The 16453-nt window shown below is 74.8% G+C and carries 11 protein-coding genes; 4 read left to right on the top strand and 7 right to left on the bottom strand.

Annotation, left to right across the window (positions count from 1 at the left end):
- Positions 1 to 6: 6 nt before the first annotated feature.
- A complete protein-coding gene (locus ACQ452_RS16005; protein ID WP_433385016.1) occupies positions 7 to 2235 on the bottom strand; it encodes an AAA family ATPase in 2229 nt (742 codons plus the stop codon).
- Positions 2236 to 2421: 186 nt separating this feature from the next.
- Between ACQ452_RS16005 and ACQ452_RS16000 the strand changes: the two genes are divergently transcribed.
- From ACQ452_RS16000 to ACQ452_RS15985, 4 genes are all read left to right on the top strand, one after another.
- Positions 2422 to 5310 (top strand): helix-turn-helix transcriptional regulator, encoded by a 2889-nt coding sequence (locus ACQ452_RS16000; RefSeq protein WP_433385013.1) that lies wholly within the window; start codon positions 2422 to 2424, stop codon positions 5308 to 5310.
- Between the two features lie 108 nt (positions 5311 to 5418).
- A complete protein-coding gene (locus tag ACQ452_RS15995) occupies positions 5419 to 6189 on the top strand; it encodes a DUF5995 family protein (protein ID WP_433385010.1) in 771 nt (256 codons plus the stop codon).
- A 235-nt stretch (positions 6190 to 6424) separates the two neighbouring features.
- A complete protein-coding gene (locus ACQ452_RS15990; protein ID WP_433385007.1) occupies positions 6425 to 8509 on the top strand; it encodes an amino acid transporter in 2085 nt (694 codons plus the stop codon).
- A 205-nt stretch (positions 8510 to 8714) separates the two neighbouring features.
- Positions 8715 to 10250 (top strand): hypothetical protein, encoded by a 1536-nt coding sequence (locus ACQ452_RS15985; protein ID WP_433385004.1) that lies wholly within the window; start codon positions 8715 to 8717, stop codon positions 10248 to 10250.
- Between the two features lie 113 nt (positions 10251 to 10363).
- Here ACQ452_RS15985 and ACQ452_RS15980 read toward each other — a convergent pair whose 3' ends face one another.
- The 6 genes from ACQ452_RS15980 to ACQ452_RS15955 all read right to left on the bottom strand — a co-directional run bounded on the left by ACQ452_RS15980 (position 10364) and on the right by ACQ452_RS15955 (position 16165).
- A complete protein-coding gene (locus ACQ452_RS15980; RefSeq protein ID WP_433385000.1) occupies positions 10364 to 11323 on the bottom strand; it encodes a TIGR03557 family F420-dependent LLM class oxidoreductase in 960 nt (319 codons plus the stop codon).
- Between the two features lie 296 nt (positions 11324 to 11619).
- Positions 11620 to 11826 (bottom strand): hypothetical protein, encoded by a 207-nt coding sequence (locus ACQ452_RS15975; RefSeq protein ID WP_433384997.1) that lies wholly within the window; start codon positions 11824 to 11826, stop codon positions 11620 to 11622.
- A gap of 504 nt (positions 11827 to 12330) precedes the next feature.
- Positions 12331 to 13155, bottom strand: a complete 825-nt coding sequence (locus ACQ452_RS15970; protein ID WP_433384994.1) for a helix-hairpin-helix domain-containing protein — start codon at positions 13153 to 13155, stop codon at positions 12331 to 12333.
- Between the two features lie 367 nt (positions 13156 to 13522).
- Positions 13523 to 14872 (bottom strand): FAD-dependent oxidoreductase, encoded by a 1350-nt coding sequence (locus tag ACQ452_RS15965; RefSeq protein WP_433384991.1) that lies wholly within the window; start codon positions 14870 to 14872, stop codon positions 13523 to 13525.
- A gap of 13 nt (positions 14873 to 14885) precedes the next feature.
- Entirely contained in the window at positions 14886 to 15236 is a 351-nt protein-coding gene (locus tag ACQ452_RS15960; RefSeq protein ID WP_433384988.1) for a TcmI family type II polyketide cyclase, read from the bottom strand.
- Positions 15237 to 15328: 92 nt separating this feature from the next.
- Positions 15329 to 16165, bottom strand: coding sequence for an AfsR/SARP family transcriptional regulator (locus ACQ452_RS15955; RefSeq protein WP_433384985.1), 837 nt, complete (start codon positions 16163 to 16165; stop codon positions 15329 to 15331).
- Positions 16166 to 16453: the final 288 nt, after the last annotated feature.

Raw genomic sequence — 16453 nt, 5'->3', positions numbered from 1 at the left:
CGACTGTTAGCTTGGATCGTGGGGGAGATGCCGGCCCACGCCGCCTCCCGTACCCGTCCCCGCCTTTCGTTCACGTCGCGGTCGGTGCCGCGCGCGGCCCGGCCCGGGTGGGCCAGGCCGGCGGGCCTGGTCGCGGCCCGCCGCCCACTCGCGAAGCTCCACCACGCGACCGGCCCCGCCGCGTCGCGTGGGGGCGACCGGCGGGCCGGCGCGAACCGGGCCCGCCCCGGCCGGCACCGGCCGGACGGCCGCCCCGGGCGTGTCGGGCACGCGGGCGGCGAGCGGCCCGGCCGCGCCGCGACCGCCCGGACCGGGCGGCGGCCCGGCCGCGCCCCACGCCGTCGGGACGGACGCGAGCCGGAAGCCGCCGGCGAGCGGAGAGCTGCCCGCGAGCCTGGAGGTGCCGGCGAGCCGGGGTGTCGCCGCGCGGGTGGGTGCGGGCACCGGCGGCACGCGGGTCGCGCGCACCGGCGCGGGTGCCACCCGCGCGGCGGTGGCGACCACGGGGGCCGGTGGCTGCGCCGGCCGCCCGGCCCGCCGGGCGAACACGGCCCGGGCCGCCCTCGGCAGCCGGGCGTACGCCACCTCGCGGACCGCCGCGTCGGCGACGAGGTACCGGCCGTCGGGGCGGCCGACCAGCAGACCCGTCGCGGCCAGGGCACGCAGCACCGGGGCGGCCCGCCCGGCCGCCCAGTCGAGCAGGCGCTCGACCATCGGCGCGGTGACCCCGACGGCGACGGTGGCGGCGGCCATCAGCACGGCCCGCGGCGCACCGTCGAGCCGGTCCAGTCGGGCGTCGACCTCCCGGCGTACCTCCTCCGGGACCGGCTGCGTCGCGTCCAGCGACGCCGCGTACGCGGCGGCCCGCCCCGGGTTCCCGCCGACCAACGGCAGCAGCCGGGCGACCACCGCCGGCCCGGCGGCCGGGCCGAGCAGGTGGCGCAGCAGCCGGCCGCTCTCCACCGGCCGCAGCGGCGGCACCGCCAACCGGTGCCGACGGTCCCCCGCGCCGGGCAGCTCGTCCGCCCACCCGGGACGGTGCAGGGCCAGCACCACCAGCGGCAGCGACCGCGCGGTGGCCGCCGCGAAGAGCCGGCGCAGGAAGCGGTGCAGCGCCACGGCGGCCCGGTCGAGGTCGTCCACCGCCACCAGCACCGGCTGCCGGGCGGCGAGCCCCAGGAGCGCCTCCCGGGCCACCTCGGCGCCCCGCGCCGCGCCGCCACCGCCGGGGGCGGCCAGCAGCGCCTCCAGCGCGCCCACCGCGTCGGTCACCGCCGCGCCCGGCAGCAGGTCCGTGAGGGCGGTGAGGCGTCGCCGTACCGTCGCGGGCGGTTCACCGGCGCGCAGGCCGGCGAGCCCCCGCACCAGGTCCGCGACGCAGGCCAGGGGCTGCGGGTACGGCGGGCAGTGCGCGACGCACCAGCGCACCGGCGTCCCGTCCACGGTGCGCACCGTGCGGGTCAGCTCGTGCAGCAGCCGACTGCGTCCGCTGCCGGCGGGCCCCACCAGCGACAGCCAGCGCGGGCTGCGCTCCCGGACGGCCCGGGCGATCAGGTCCCGGGCGGCGGCCAGCTCGCGCCGCCGGCCGATCAGCGGTCCCTCGTGCCGGGGCGGGGCCGGCCGGGCCGCGCCGGTCGCGTGCCACACGTCGACCGGCGACGCCTTGCCGGTCAGGGCCACCGGCGGCACGTGGCGCTGCTCGACGAGTCCCACGGTGGCGCGGTGGGTGGCCGCGCAGAGGGCCACGCCGCCCGGCGGGGCGTACTCCTGCAACCGGGCGGCGGTGGTGATCACCGAGCCGCTGGCCACGCCGTGCCCGCCGTCGCGCGCCGCGGCGAGGTCCACCAGGGCCTCCCCGGTGGCCACCCCGGCGCGGACCCGCAGGCGCGGGGCGCCGGGCGGCGGTCGCCGGTCGAGGGCCCCCTGGATCTCCAGCGCCGCCCGCACCGCCCGGTACGCGTCGAACCCGTCGGAGCGGCGGGCCCCGAACAAAGCCATCACCGCGTCGCCGACGTACTTCTCGACCACCCCGTGCCACCGGCGCAGCACCCCGGCGACGGTGTCGAAGTACGCCCGTTGCAGGGCCCGTACGTCCTCGGGGTCGAGCCGCTCGACGAGCGCGGTCGACCCGACGATGTCGACGAAGAGCACGGTGACGAGGCGTCTCTCCTCCGGCACCGGCCAGCGCGGCGAGGTGAAGCGTGGCGGACCGGCGACGATGGTGGGCATGGGCATCGCACCCGCCTTTCCCCGTGGTGGCTGACGACTCCTCGGACACTGTCACCGATCAGCCGACGGGGGATCTGCCGAACGACGTATGTCGGCCGTGCGCAACCTTCGGTCGCATTGTCGACGCGAGGAGTACCGCGGGCGGGAAAGACTTGTAGAACGGTGCGGGGACCTGTGACTAGGCTGCGTGCCATGGCCAGCGAAGTGGACACCGCACCACTCGTCGGCCGGGCCGACCTGGTGACGACGGTACGGCGTGCCCTGCTCGACGACGTAGCGCAGGGGCAGACCGCAGCCGTCTTCCTCACCGGCGAGAGCGGCGTCGGCAAGACCCGGCTGCTACGCGAGGTGGGCGCCCGGCTGCGCGACGCCGGAGCCCTGGTGCTGACGGGCTCCTGTCTGGACATCGGCGACGCCTCGCCGCTGCACCCGCTGTTGCAGGCGCTGCGCCGCCTCGACGCCGAGCTGACCGGCTCGCACGCCCGGACCTCCTCCTCGGTGCGTGGCCTGCTGCGGATGTTCGCCGAGGAGACCGCCGGCCCGGACGGCGCCGGGGCGCTGCTGGAGCGGGTCTCCCGCGGGCTGCACCTGATCGCCGAGGGACGGCAGCTGGTGCTCGTCCTTGACGACCTGCAGTGGGTCGACCGCAGCACCCGGCAACTGCTGCTCTACCTGCTGGCCGGGCTGGGCGACCTCCAGCTGTCCGTGCTGGCGGCGGTGCGGGCCGAGTCGTTGCAGGGCGCGCACCCCCTGCGTCGGGTGCTCACCGAGCTGCGCCGGCTGCGTACGGTGCGGGTGCTGGACCTGGCCCCGCTGGACCGGGCGGGCACCGACCGGCTCGCCGCCGCCGTGGTCGGCCGGGAACTCGCCCCCGAGGCGGCGGAGCTGATGTGGCAGCGCAGCGGCGGCAACCCGTTCGTGGTGGAGGAGCTGGCCCGCGACCTGCGCGACGGGCGTCCCGGCCTCTCCGACACGCTGCGCGAGATCTTCCTGGCCCGGGTGGACGCGTTGCCCCAGCACGCGCACGCCGTGGTGCACGCGGTGGCGGCGGGCGTCGAACCGGTGGAGCACTGGCTGCTGGCCAGCGTGACGCGGCTGCCCGAGGAGGAGTTGATCGAGGCGGTCCGGGCGGCCGTCGCACACCGGCTGCTGGTCAGCGCGGACGACGGCTACCGGCTGCGCCACCGGCTGGTCGCCGAGGTGCTGGCGCACGAGCTGCTGCCCGCCGAGCGCGCCGCCCTGCACCGCCGCTACGCCGAGGCGCTCACCGCGGTCCCCGCCGACCTGCACCAGGCGCGCCTGGCGCACCACTGGCGGCTGGCCGGCGAGCCGGCGCGGGCGTTGCCCGCCGCCATGGCGGCGGCCCGGGAGGCCGAACGCCTGCACGGCTGGGCCGAGGCGCACCGGCACTGGTCGGTCGCGTTGCACCTGGCCGCCTCGCCCGGGGTGGGTCCGCTGGACGTGGACCGGCCCACCCTGCTGGGGCACGCCGCCGAGGCCGCGCACCACTGCGGTGAGCACGCCCGGGCGCTGGCCCTGCTGGAGGAGTTGTCCGCCGCCGACCCGGCGGCCTGCGCGCTGCACATCCGCCGGGCCCGCTACCTGGCCGCCGCCGGCCGTTCGGCGCCCGCCGAGGCCGAGTACCAACACGCCCTGGAGGCCGCCGACTGCACGCCCCGGCAGCGGGCCACCGCCGCCGCGCACCTGGCCGAGCTGCTGCTGCACCTCGGCCGCTACGCCGACGCCGGCCAGCGGGCCCGGGAGGCGCTGGAGCTGTCCGCCGCCGTCGAGGGCTCCACCTCCGAGGTGGTCCTCGCCAGCTCGGCGCTGGGCTTCTCCGAGGCATACCTGGAGGACCCGGACGCCGGGCTGGCGGTGATGCGCCGCGCGCTGGAGACCGCCGAACGCTCCGGTCGCCCGGAGGACGTGGCGTGCGCGTACCTGCACCTGGCGGAGCTGCTGACGGGCCCGCTGAACGTCCTGGAGGAGGGCGTCGTCGTCGCCCGCCGGGGTGCCGAGCGGGTGGCCGAGCTCGGTCTCGGCCGCACCTACGAGACCCGGCTGCTGGCCATCGCCACCAACGGGCTGTTCCGGGTCGGTCAGTGGGCCGAGGCGGAGAAGGTCGTCGCGGCCGCCCTGCGGCACCGCCCCTCCGGGGCGGACGCGGTGGAGCTGCTGCTCGCACGCTGCCGGCTCTGGGTGGGCTACGGCGACGTCGAGGCCGCCGACCGCGACCTCGACGCGGTGGCCACGGTCCTCGCCGGCGGCGGGGCGCGCCACGTGATCCCCCTGCTCACCCTGCGCGCCGGGCTGGCCATGTGGCAGGGCCGGCACGACCTCGCCCGGCAGGCGGTGCAGCGCGGCCTGACCGAGAGCCGCTCCGACGACGTGGGCATCCTCGCCGCGCTGGTGTGGCACGGCCTGCGGGCCGAGGCCGAGGCTCACGCCAGCCGCACCGTGGCCGTGGACCCGACGGCGGTGCGGCGGCTGCGGGAGGTCGCCGACCGGGTCGCCCGCAAGAGCGAACACGCCGCCCGCCCCGTACGCGACGTGGTGGACGGCTTCCTGGCGCTCTGCGCCGCCGAGGTGAGCCGCCTCGAGCGCAGCGATCCGGAGCTGTGGGCCCGTTCGGTGACGCAGTGGGACCGCCGTCACCACCCCTACCCGGCGGCTTACTCCCGGCTGCGCCAGGCGGAGGCGCTGCTGGCCCGGCGCAGCCGCAGCGCCAATGCTGCCACCCTGCTGCGGCAGGCCTACGAGGTGGCGCAGGGCCTCGGCGCGGTGCCGCTGACCTCGGAGATCCGTACCCTCGCGGGCCGGGCCCGGGTGTCACTGGAGGACCGCCCGGCCACCGGCGGCCCGGTCGCCGCGGCGGACGGCGACGAACTGGCGGCGCTGACGGCCCGCGAGCGGGAGGTGCTCGCGGCGGTCGCCGAAGGGCTGACCAACCGGGAGATCGGCCAGCGGCTGTTCATCAGCGAACGCACCATCGGCGTGCACGTCTCGCACATCTTCGACAAGCTGCACGTCCGCACCCGGGTGCAGGCCAGCGCGATCTTCCTACGCAACCGGTCGCGCTGACGCCGGGCGGGATACGTCGTTCTACTGATCCGGCCGGCCGCCGCCGGCTGGAAGGCTGTGCTGCGTCGCCGACGGCACGGGGGTGCCGGTAACCAGTGTGGAGGACAGATGACGCAACCGGTGTGGGGGCCCGTCCATTCGGACATCGTCGACCTGCTCGCCGACCACCCCGCCGACGTGCCGGCGGTGGTCGACCACCTCACCAAGCTCCAGGACCTGCTGGTCCGGCTGCCTCCGCTGGAGGCGAGCTGCCCGCTCGCCGACTTCAACCGGCTGTACCTGACCATCACCGAGAACGTGCTTAACGGGCTCTACGACGACCGGTTCCACGATCCGGTGTTCCTGTCCCGCCTGGACGTGGAGTTCGCCGCCCGCTACTTCGACGCGATGCGGCTGTGGACCGACTCCAGCCCGGGCACGCCGAAGGCGTGGGCCTGCCTGTTCGAGCGGATGGCCGGCCCGGACGCCCGCCCGCTGCCGTCGGCGGCCGCCGGGGTGAACGCGCACATCAACTTCGACCTGCCGTTCGCGCTGGTGACGACGTTCGACAGCCTGGAGTCGGAGCCGGTCGACGGCACCGACCAGCACCGTGACTACCTGACGATCAACGACATCTTCGCGGACAAGATCCCCGGCCTGCGGCGCGGCTACCTGGAGCGGTGGCAGCTACTCATCGACATGCTCAACGGCGACATCGACGACTGGTACCAGGGGGAGCTGGTCGAGTACACCCGCGACGTCGCCTGGCGCAACGCGCAGAAGATCTGGCGGTGCCGGCACGATCCGACCGCCCACGAGTGTGAGCGTACGCGGCTGGACGACACCGCCGCGGCGCTCGGCCGGTTGCTGCTCTCGCCCCTCGGGGCGTTCCTGCAGTAGCCGGGACGGGGGGTCCCCGCGCTGCGCACCGGCACCCGGCGCGGCGCGGGGACGCGTCCCACCCGTACGCCCGGGGCGCGTACGGGAGCGGGTCGGCCGGCCCGGGGGGTGTCGGCCGGCCCGCGCGGGGCCGCCACCGGTGGCGACCGGGTCGTCCCGGCTTCACCGTTCCGCCGGGCGACCGGCCGGCGACCGCCTACGGTCGGGTCAGGACCGCCGAGGGTGGGGACGGGACATGCGTGACGAGCACGGGCCGCGGTCGCGGCGCACGCGCGGGCGCCGCCCGCCGCCCGCCGGCCCGCCCCGGGACCTGCGCGCCGCCCGGGACCCGAGTCGCCCCGCCGGGCACCCCGTCGCCGTCCCGGCGGCACAGCCCAGCCCCACCCGGCCGGCCGCGCCGCCGAGCCCGCTGCGCCGATGGCTGTTCGCCCACCGGGTACAGCCGGTCGGCCCCGAGGCGGCGCAGGCGCAGGACCGCCGGCACCCCTGGTGGCAGGTGATGTGCCTGACCGGCGTCGACTACTTCTCCACGCTGTCGTACCTGCCCGGGATCGCGGCGGTGGCCGCCGGTGCGCTCTCCCCGCTGGCCACCCTCCTGATCGTCGCGCTGACGCTGTTCGGCATGCTGCCCATGTACCGCAGGGTGGCCCGGGAGAGCCCGTACGGGCAGGGCTCGGTGGCGATGCTGGAACGGCTGCTGCCGTTCTGGCGGGGCAAGATCTTCGTGCTGGTCCTGCTCGGCTTCGTGGCCACCTCGTGGATCATCACGATCACCCTCTCCGCGGCCGACGCCACCGTGCACCTGCTGGAGAACCCGCACGTGCCCGAGGGAGTGGGCGGCCCGGGGGCCGCCGTCGGCATCACCGTCGCGCTGCTGCTCGTCCTCGGCGGGGTCTTCCTGCTCGGCTTCCGGGAGGCGGTGGCGGTGGCCGTACCCCTGGTCGTGGTCTTCCTGGCCCTGAACGCGGTGATCGTGGCGGTCGCGCTGGCGGCGATCGCGGCGGACCCGGGGACGCTGTCGGACTGGACCGCCGCGCTGACCGCCGGCGGCGGCCCCGGTGAGGTGGCGCTGACCGCTGTGCTGGCGTTCCCGCTGCTGGTGCTGGGCCTCTCCGGCTTCGAGACGGGGGTGAGCATGATGCCGCTGGTGGCCGGCGCGGGGGCGGACCGCGAGGCGCGGCTCGCGGCGCGGATCCGCAACACCCGCCGGCTACTGACCACCGCCGCGCTGGTGATGTCGGTCTACCTGATCGCGACCACGCTCGTCACCACGGTGCTCGTCCCCGCCCGGGAGTTCGCACCGGGCGGGGCCGCGAACGGCCGGGCGCTGGCATACCTCGCCCACGAGCGCATCGGCGAGGGCTTCGGCACCGTCTACGACGTCAGCAGCGTGCTGATCCTCTGGTTCGCCGGTGCCTCCGCGATGGCCGGCCTGATCAATATCGTGCCCCGTTACCTGCCCACGTACGGCATGGCACCGGAGTGGGCCCGCGCCGTGCGGCCGGTCGTGATCGTCTACACCGCGGTCAGCGTCGCGATCACCGTGGTGTTCCGGGCCGACGTCAACGACCAGGCCGGGGCGTACGCCACCGGGATCCTCGCCATGATGGTCTCCGCCGCCGTGGCGGTCACGATCTCCGCGGCCCGCCGCCGGGAGCGCCTCGCGGCCGGCGGCTTTGCGGTGCTCACCCTGGTCCTGTCGTACGCGCTCGTCGAGAACGTCGTCGAGAAGCCGGACGGCATCGCCATCTCCGCGCTGTTCGTCGTCGGCATCGTCGCCGTCTCGCTGGTCTCGCGGGTGGCCCGCACCACCGAGCTGCGTACGGAGTGCATCGAGTTCGACGAGCGCGCCCGCCGCTTCATCGCCGACTCGGTGGCGCACGACGGTCGCCTGCACCTCATCGCCCACAAGCGGGCGGGCGGCGCGGTCAAGGAGTACACGCTCAAGGAGCGCGCGCAGCGCGGGATGAATCCCGTGCCCGGCGAGGGCGACGTCCTCTTCCTGGAGATCGACGTCGTGGACCCGTCGGAGTTCAGCCAGGTGCTGCGGGTGCACGGCGTCCAGGTGGGCGGCTTCCGGGTGCTGCGGGCCAGCAGCCCGGCGGTCCCCAACGCCATCGCGGCGATCCTGCTGGCGCTGCGCGACGCCACCGGCGTGCGCCCGCACGCCCACTTCGAGTGGTCGGAGGGGAACCCGCTCGCGCACCTGCTGCGCTACCTCATCCTCGGCCGTGGCGACACCCCGCCGGTGGTGCGGGAGATCATCCGCAAGTCCGAGCCGGACCCGGGCCGCCGCCCCGGCATCCACGTCGGCGGCTGACCGGGTACGGGGCCCCTACTGGTCGCTGTGCGGCGGAATTGCCGGTTCTATCCGCTACGCCGGTTAGGTGAAGATTAATTCATGTTCGGCGGACTTGCCCGGAGCGCGCCCGTAACGTGGGTTTCGGCGGCCCTCGTGACGTCGGCCGCCCCGCGTCCGGTTCGACGCGGACGTGTCCCGTACGCGCGAAAGGCAGGGAAGCCTGATGAGGACGTATCAAGGGGGCCGGCGGGGAGCACCACCCGGGCGGCGGCGGTCCCGGTGGCTCTTGGCGGGCAGCCTCGTGGCGGGCAGCCTGGTGGTGGGGATGAGCGGCGCCGCCGTGGTGGGCGAGCCGGCCGCGGCGGCACCGTCCCCGGTGCTGCGCGGCGACGACTCCGGCCAGTGGGACCGCGACGACCGTCGCGAGCAGCGCCGTGGCAATCTCGGCGCGCGGGGCGCCGAGGACCCGGGCGAGCGACGCCGCGCCGGACCGGCAGGCAAGCGGCCCGGCACGGGGCAACGCGCGGAGATCCGGGTGCCGTGCGACGCCGGGAAGCTGGTCGCGGCGCTGGTCCGGGCCAACGCCGAGGGCGGCGCCGACCTGCGGCTGGCGCCGAGGTGCAGGTACGAGCTGACGCACGCCTTCGCGCAGCCCGACGACTACGACGGCGGGATCAGCGACGCGCGGGAGGCCGCCGACAGCGCGGAGAACCCCGGTGACGCCGAGGCACCCCCGCGCGACCCGCGGCACGACCGGGCCGGCCTGCCCGTGATCTACCAGCCCATCACCATCCGGGGCGAGGGGGCCACCATCGTCCGGGGCCCGCGCGCCGAGGCGTTCCGGTTCTTCACGGTGCGCGACGGCGGGGAACTGACGCTGTCCGACGCCGTCCTGCGCAACGGCCTGTCCGAGGCCGAGGGCGGCAGCATCTACGTCGTGCACGGCGCGTCCGCAGTCATCGAGCGCACCACCCTCGTCGACAGCACCTCCCTCTCCGCGGAGCAGGGCGGCGGCGCGATCTTCAACGACGGCAACATGGTCGTCACCGGGAGCCGGTTCATCGCAAACCACGCCGCCGGCACCGAGGGCAAGGGCGGGGGCCTGCTCAACGGCGGCGTGCTGGACCTGCGTGACTCGGTGTTCCGCGGGAACAGCGCGGTCGCGTACGGTGGCGGCCTCGCCAACTACCGGGGCGCGGCCGAGGTGGACTCCAGCGTCTTCGCGCGCAACGACGCGGCGCAGGGCGGTGGCGTCGCCAGCTTCTCGGCCCGCACCCGGCTCGCCGGGACGAAGGTGGTGGGCAACAAGGCGCAGACCGGCGGCGGCGTCGCCAACTCGGACGCGCTGATCTTCCTGCGCGACGTGCAGGTCCGCGACAACACCGCCACGGGCAACGGCGGGGGCATCTCCACCTTCCAGGGTCTGGTGCCGGTCGACGACAGCGTCGTGGCGGGCAACAGGGCCCGGGGCGACGGCGGTGGGATCTTCGCCGAAAAGTCGAACCTGCTGGTACGCCACAGCGAGGTCGACCGCAACCGCGCCGTCGGCGCGGAGTCCACGGGTGGCGGCGTCTTCGCCACGCAGGGCCAGGTCTCGTTCTTCTTCACCCGGGTGGCCGGCAACGACGCCACGACGAAGCCCGGTGGCGTGTTCGTGGACCAGGCCAGCCTCAAGATCGACGAAGCGACCGCCGTGGTCGACAACGAACCCACCAACTGCGCGGGCAGCAGGATCCCGGTCGCGCACTGCCTCCGCTGACCGTCGGCGGGCCGGTCGTCGCGGACGCGACGGCCCGCAACCGGAACGCGGGTCGACCCCGCCAGCCGATCATCGTGATCAGGCCGGTGGGGTCGACCGCGCATCCGGCCGGCCTAGGCGAGCGCGCGTAGCCGGGCGGCGAGGTCGCCGGCGAAGAAGTCCAGGAAGCCGTCCGGGTCCGCGCCGGCGTTCTGTAGCACGATGTGGTCGTAGCCGGCCTCGACGTAGGAACGTACGGCCGCCACGTGCGCCTGCGGGTCCGGGCCGACGGAGAACAACTCCCGTACGTGCCGCTCCTCGACGTACGCGCTGGCGGCGTCGAAGTTCACCGGGTTGGGCAGCTCGCTCATCACCTTCCACCCGGTCACCGCCCATCGGCTGGTCTCCAGCACCGCCTGCACGGCCTGCTGGTCGTCGGTGGCCCAGGCCATCGGCACCTCGGCGTAGCGGGGACCGTCGCCACCGGCCTGCCGGTAGTGCTCGACGATCGACGACTTCGGCTCGTTGACGAAGAGTCCGTCTCCGAGTTCGGCGGCCATCGTCGCCGAGGAGCGGCCGCTGGCGGCCACCGCGATCACCGGTGGGGTCTGCGGCAGGTCGAAGATCCGGGCGTCCTCGAGTTGCAGGTGCTTGCCCTCGTACGACTGGTATCCGCCCTGCCAGAGCAGCCGGATGATCTCCAGTGCCTCGCGGAGTCGCTCGTGCCGTCCCCGTACGCTGGGAAAGCCCTGACCCACCACGTGTTCGTTGAGCCGTTCCCCCGCCCCGACGCCGAGGGTGAACCGGCCGTCGGAGATCAGCGCCATGGTCGCCGCGGCCTGCGCGATGATCGCCGGGTGGTACCGGACGGTCGGGCAGGTGACCCCGGTGGCCAGGCCGATCCGGTCGGTCTTCGCCGCTATCGCGCCGAGCACGCTCCAGGTGAACGACGAGTGTCCCTGCACGTCGAGCCATGGGTGGAAGTGGTCGCTCATCTCGACGAAGTCGAAGCCCACCTGCTCGGCGCGGACGGCCTGGCGGATGATCTCCTGCGGTCCGTACCCCTCCGAGGCGAGCTTGTAGCCGATCTTCATCCGGTGCTCCCGTCCGTGCGGCGGTGGTGGCGCAAGGCCGGTTCCCACCGCCCGCACCCACAAACGTCGACCGCCGGGCCAGCGCCGGAAGCCCAGCCTCCTAGGATGCGCTAGGCGGAGCGTCGAGCCGCACGCGCCACGTAACGCCCGGCACGCGCCCGGATCCGGCGGGGTGCCGCCGGCCGGGCCCGGGGTGCACGTTTCTCCCGGCTCCGGGCCCCGCGCCCAGGCGGCAGGTCGCGGACACGGCTCGGCCCGCGTCCCTGCTTCGGGGCGCGGGCCGGACTGCCGGGTTCCTACTTGGACGGCTGGGGGAGTGCGCAGTCCACCTTGGGGTTGGCCCCGATGTAGTTGAGCGGTCCCGCCACGATGGTCACCAGGATGGTGCCGGCCTCGGCACAGTTTGTGTCGTCACCGCTGTAGTAGCCGCGCTGCCCGGCGGCGACCGCGCCGATGATCAGCCAGATGACGAGCAGGACTCCGAATATCGACGTGCCGCGCATCGTTGCCTCCGCAAGGGTGTGGTGGATCGAGGTGCTGTGCGTTGTACCCAATCGCGACGAGCGGCTAACTGCACCGCCCTTCGGGCACCCCCGGCTCCACGCGACGGCGCGCCCTCGAGTCATGACACTCTTGGTCACGCCGCGTCACCGATCCCGCGCTCCCGCCGCGCCACCCTTCGCCCCCCTTTGCTCTGCATCCGCATACGCACCGAGCACGGTGAGTATCTGGTGCCTATGTGGATGCAGAGCAAAGGCGGCGGGTCGGGCGGCTGCCACCGGAGGTCGCGTTCGCCGAATTCCCTGGCAGCGGTGCCGCGTCCCGTCAGTGCCACCGGACGGGAGCCAGCTCGGGTCGGGGCTTCTGTCACTCAACGTAGCGCTGACCGGTGAGGCCCCGCCCGGCACGCAGCGTCACCGCGTTCGGCGGCCGTGGCCCGGCCGGGACGTCGACCCGCCGACATCGCGGCACCCGGTGGCCGGGTGCCGCGATGTCGGCGAGGCAGGTCAGGCGTCCGTGTCGCCGGCCGGCGCCGGCAGCGCGGCGGCCGCCTCCTGCGGAGCGCCGGCGAGCACCTTCGCCTGCTGCGGCCAGGTCGCCAGGCTCGGCGCGCCACGCAGTCCGGCCGCCCGGATGGTCTCGCGTAGCGCGGCCTCGTCCAGTTCCGCGAGCTGGCGGTACGTGCGGATGCCGGCCGCCTGCAGCGCGGCGGCCATCTTCGGGCCCACGCCCTGGATCCGACGGAAATCGTCGGCCGCATCGGCATCGGCCGGCGTGTGCGACTCACCGCGCGGAGCCGGGACTGCGACGGGCTCGGCTGGGACGGCGACGGGCTCCGGCTGAGCGGGCGTGGCGGTGGCGGGCTCGGCCGTCGGGGCGGACGCGACGGGCTCCGGCTCGGCGGGCGTGGCCGGGACCGGCTCGGCGTCGGGGGCGGGCGTCTGCGCCGGTCGGTGGTCGACGGGGCCGGTCACCTCGGCCGCAACCGGCAGCACGACCTCGTTGTCCGTCCGGGTGTCGGCGGTGGGGCGGGCCAGCGGCGCGGGCTCGACGTCGGGCACCGGCACCGGGTCACCGGTCAGCGCCATGTCGGCCGGGTCGATGTCGTCGGCCCGGGGCGCGTCGGAGGCGACGACCGTCACGGGCGAGGCGTCCCGGTTCGTCGCGTCCGGGTCGGTCGGGGTGTCGGCTCCGGGCGCGGCGGGGGCGCGGTCGGCGACCGCGTCCGGCGTCGGATCGACGGTAACCTCGGGACGCGCCTCGTCCAGGACGGCGACCGGCGGCGGGTCGACCACCACGGCGGTCACGCCGGCGACCGGGTCACCGTCCATGGTGGGCGAGGCAGGTGCGGCAGCCCCCGCGTTCTGCCGGCCACGCAAGAACCAACCGCCTGCCGCACCCACCGCCAAAGCCACGATCAGTATCAGCCAATGCCCGAAAGACCACGCCACGGTAAATCTCCCTATCATCCACGTCCGGAAACCCGCGAGAAAAACTCGCCGCAGCTTCGCACACGCCCGACAGGGCCGACGGGCAGGACCGGGGCACAGGGACCCGGTGGGACGGGTGGCGCGGGACGAGTTGCACGGCTGGTGTCCGACAGGCGACGCAGGGTTGCCCCGGCGGTGTCCGGTCGTCGCCGCCGGGTCGGATCCGAGCCGATCCCGGTGCCCGGGGTGGGGGATCCCTGTCGGACGGTCAGTCCTGCTCGCCCCGGTAGCTGTAGAAGTCGTCGACGAATCGGCGGGCCAGCCGGGGCACCCGGCTCGTGACGCCGAAGTAGCCCCGGGCGCCCAGCAGCGCGAGCCGGCCGACAACCGGCTTGTACATCCGGTCGTCCCCGCTGGTGCCGCTGCGGTTGAGTGAGTCGGCGACGCGGGCGAACCCGTACGGCGCCATCACGGCCTCGTAGTCGGCCACCGCCTGGAGCAGTGTCTTTTCGCCGGCCACGGCCAACCGCAGTTGCCGGCAGAGCAGGGCGGCGTCGCGCAGGGCGGTGTTGGCGCCCACCCCGCGTCCCGGCGTCATCGTGTGGATGGCGTCGCCGAGCAGGGTGACGGTGCTGCTCTTCCACGGCGGCACCGGCTCGCTGGTGGCCACCTTGATCGGCAGGACACTGCCGGGGTCGCCGCGGGCGAGCAGCTCACGCAGGTGGGGGTGCCAGTTTCGGGTGAGCTGCAGGGCGAGCAGGACCAGGTCCTCGCCGCGCCGCTGCAGGACGTCGGGTGGGAACCGGCGCGCGGCGCTCCACACGACCAGGTTGATGTTGTCGTGGGTGTTGTCGTGGCGCAGCCCCGGCCAGCCGCGCAGCAACTCGGCGTCGGCGGGGTCGACGTCGGGTTTGAGCGCGCCGGCCCGGTCCCACTTGAACTCCATGACGTGCAGCACGCCCATCACCCCGCCGGTGCCGAAGATCAGCGAGATGCCCTGCTCGACCCGCTTCGGCAGCAGCTCCCGGGTGTGCGGGGTCAGGGGGATCCGGGTGGCGATGTTGACGGTGCCGGCGTCGCGGGTGACCGCGTGCGGCAGGTACTGCCGGCGTACCGCCGAATGCGTGCCGTCCGCGGCGACGAGCAGGTCGCCGGTGGCGGTGCTGCCGTCGGCGAAGTGCGCGGTCACGCTGCCGTCGTCGCGCTGGTCGTACCGGACGAAGGTTTTGTCGAAGTGGACGGCGTCCTGCAGGCCGGTGAGCAGGACCTGGCGCAGGACGGTGCGGGCCACCGACCGTTCGGTGTTCACCGGGTCCGTGTCCGGTCGCAGTGTGAACGAGGCGGTGCGGCGCATCCGCTGCGTGATGACGTTGAAGTACCGGGGGGAGCGGGCGCAGGTGGCGAGGTAGAGGTCGAACAGGGCGGGTGGCAGGCACTCGCGCAGCGCTCCGCTGCCGGTCGGGCCGATGCCGACCCGGTAGCCGAGCAGTCCCTCGCCCCGGGTGCGGTGGCGCTCGTAGACCGCGACGCTGATTCCGGCCTGGCGCAGACCGTGCGCCAGGCACAACCCGCCGGTGCCGGCCCCGATGATCAGGACGTGGGGAGTTCTGGCCGCCATGTCGCGGGCTCGCTCAGCCGGCCACGTGCGAGGACGACGCCGCGTCGGCGGCGTCCCAGCGGTAGAAGCAGCCGGCGATCGCGTCGCGCGGCGAGCGCCAGGTCGGCAGGTACGGCGTGGTGTGCGCGGAGAGCCGCTCGTTGACCTGGCGGTAGAGCGGGTGGTTGCGGGCGTCGGCCAGCGCGTCCGGGGCCACCTCCGCGGTCTCCATCAGGTGTACGCACAGGTCGTGCAGGCAGTACAGGGACCGGTGCCGGACGCCGGTGAGGGCGGGCAGTTCGGTCGCGTCGGACTCGGCGAAGATCTGCGCCACCCGACCCTCCGCGCCCGGGATGATCCTGCTGACGATTAGTAGGCGGCTCATGGGGACCCCTCTCACCGGTGGCGCTCCGCGGTCGGGTCGCCGACCACGGGCTGTGGTGCGCCCACCGTGCCCGGCCAACTGTCACCTCTCCGTCACACGTGCCGTCGTGCCGGTGACGCCGCCGCCGCGGGCGCGGGGCGCGACCCGGGCGTCGCCCGGCGCCGCTCGACGGGGACGTCCCGGGTGGCCTCCCGGATCGGCGCGAGGGTGTCGTCGAGCAACGCGGTCATCGCCACCGAGGGCTCCAGCCGCAGTTCCCGCAGCAGCAGGTCGCGGTAGACGTAGAAGGCGTGTACGGCCTCGAAGGCGTTGCCCTCGGCCAGGTGGATGCGGACCACCAGCCGGTGTGGCGTCTCGCGCAGCGGCTCGGCGGCCATCGCCTCCAGCGCGGCTTCCAGGGCCGCGCCGTGCCGGCCCGCCGCCAGGTGCTGGCCGGCCAACTCCTCCAGCATGTGCAGGCGCAACTGGCGCAGCCGCTCCCGGTCGGCCAGCACCCAGTCGTCGTACCAGCCGGGGAGCAGGTCGTGCCGCCCGGCGGCGAGCGCGGCGGCGGAGCACGGGTCGTTGCCGTCGCGCACCCTCGCCGCCGTGCCGACGAGCGCGTCCACGTCGACCCGTACGACCGGCCCCAGGCAGACCGTGTCGCCGGAGGTGGCGATCGGGCAGCAGGGGTCCTGGCGCAGCCGCCACAGCGCGGTCCGCAGCGACGACAGCGCACGCTCCTCCGGCGCGTCGGGCCAGAGCAGGCCGGCCAGGTGGCTGCGGGTGGCGCCGGGGCGTAGCCCGATCAGCGCGATGACCCGTTGCAGGCCGCGCGGCACCACGACGGGGGTGTCGGCGTGCAGCAGCCGGAACCCGCCGAGCAGGTGCAGCGAGATCTCGGCAGCCGGCCGGCATCCGGTGGTCGGCGTCGACGGATCAGCGGCCACGGTGGCACCCCCTGCGGAACGCTCGTCCCGCTTGTCTGCTGTCCCCGGCGCGGCGGCCCCTGACCCCACTGTCGGAGCGCTCCGCCGCGGCGGAGCGTCGCGGCCACCGGGCTGACCGTGACGAAGATTATCAATCATAGTAACTCTCAGTCAATGTCCAGGACGGGATCGCGCTTGCCTGCCGTCGTCCACGAGAACCCTTCCGAACTGCGGATAGCTCCGTTCGGATGATCGGTGGCGCACAGCGGATGCACAGCCAGCGTCAACGCAGCGTCACGAGACTGGGTT

Source organism: Micromonospora sp. KLBMP9576 (genome assembly GCF_050941805.1).
In the GTDB taxonomy this organism is placed as follows: Bacteria; Actinomycetota; Actinomycetes; order Mycobacteriales; family Micromonosporaceae; genus Micromonospora.
This window is presented reverse-complemented; position numbering and strand designations above follow the sequence as displayed.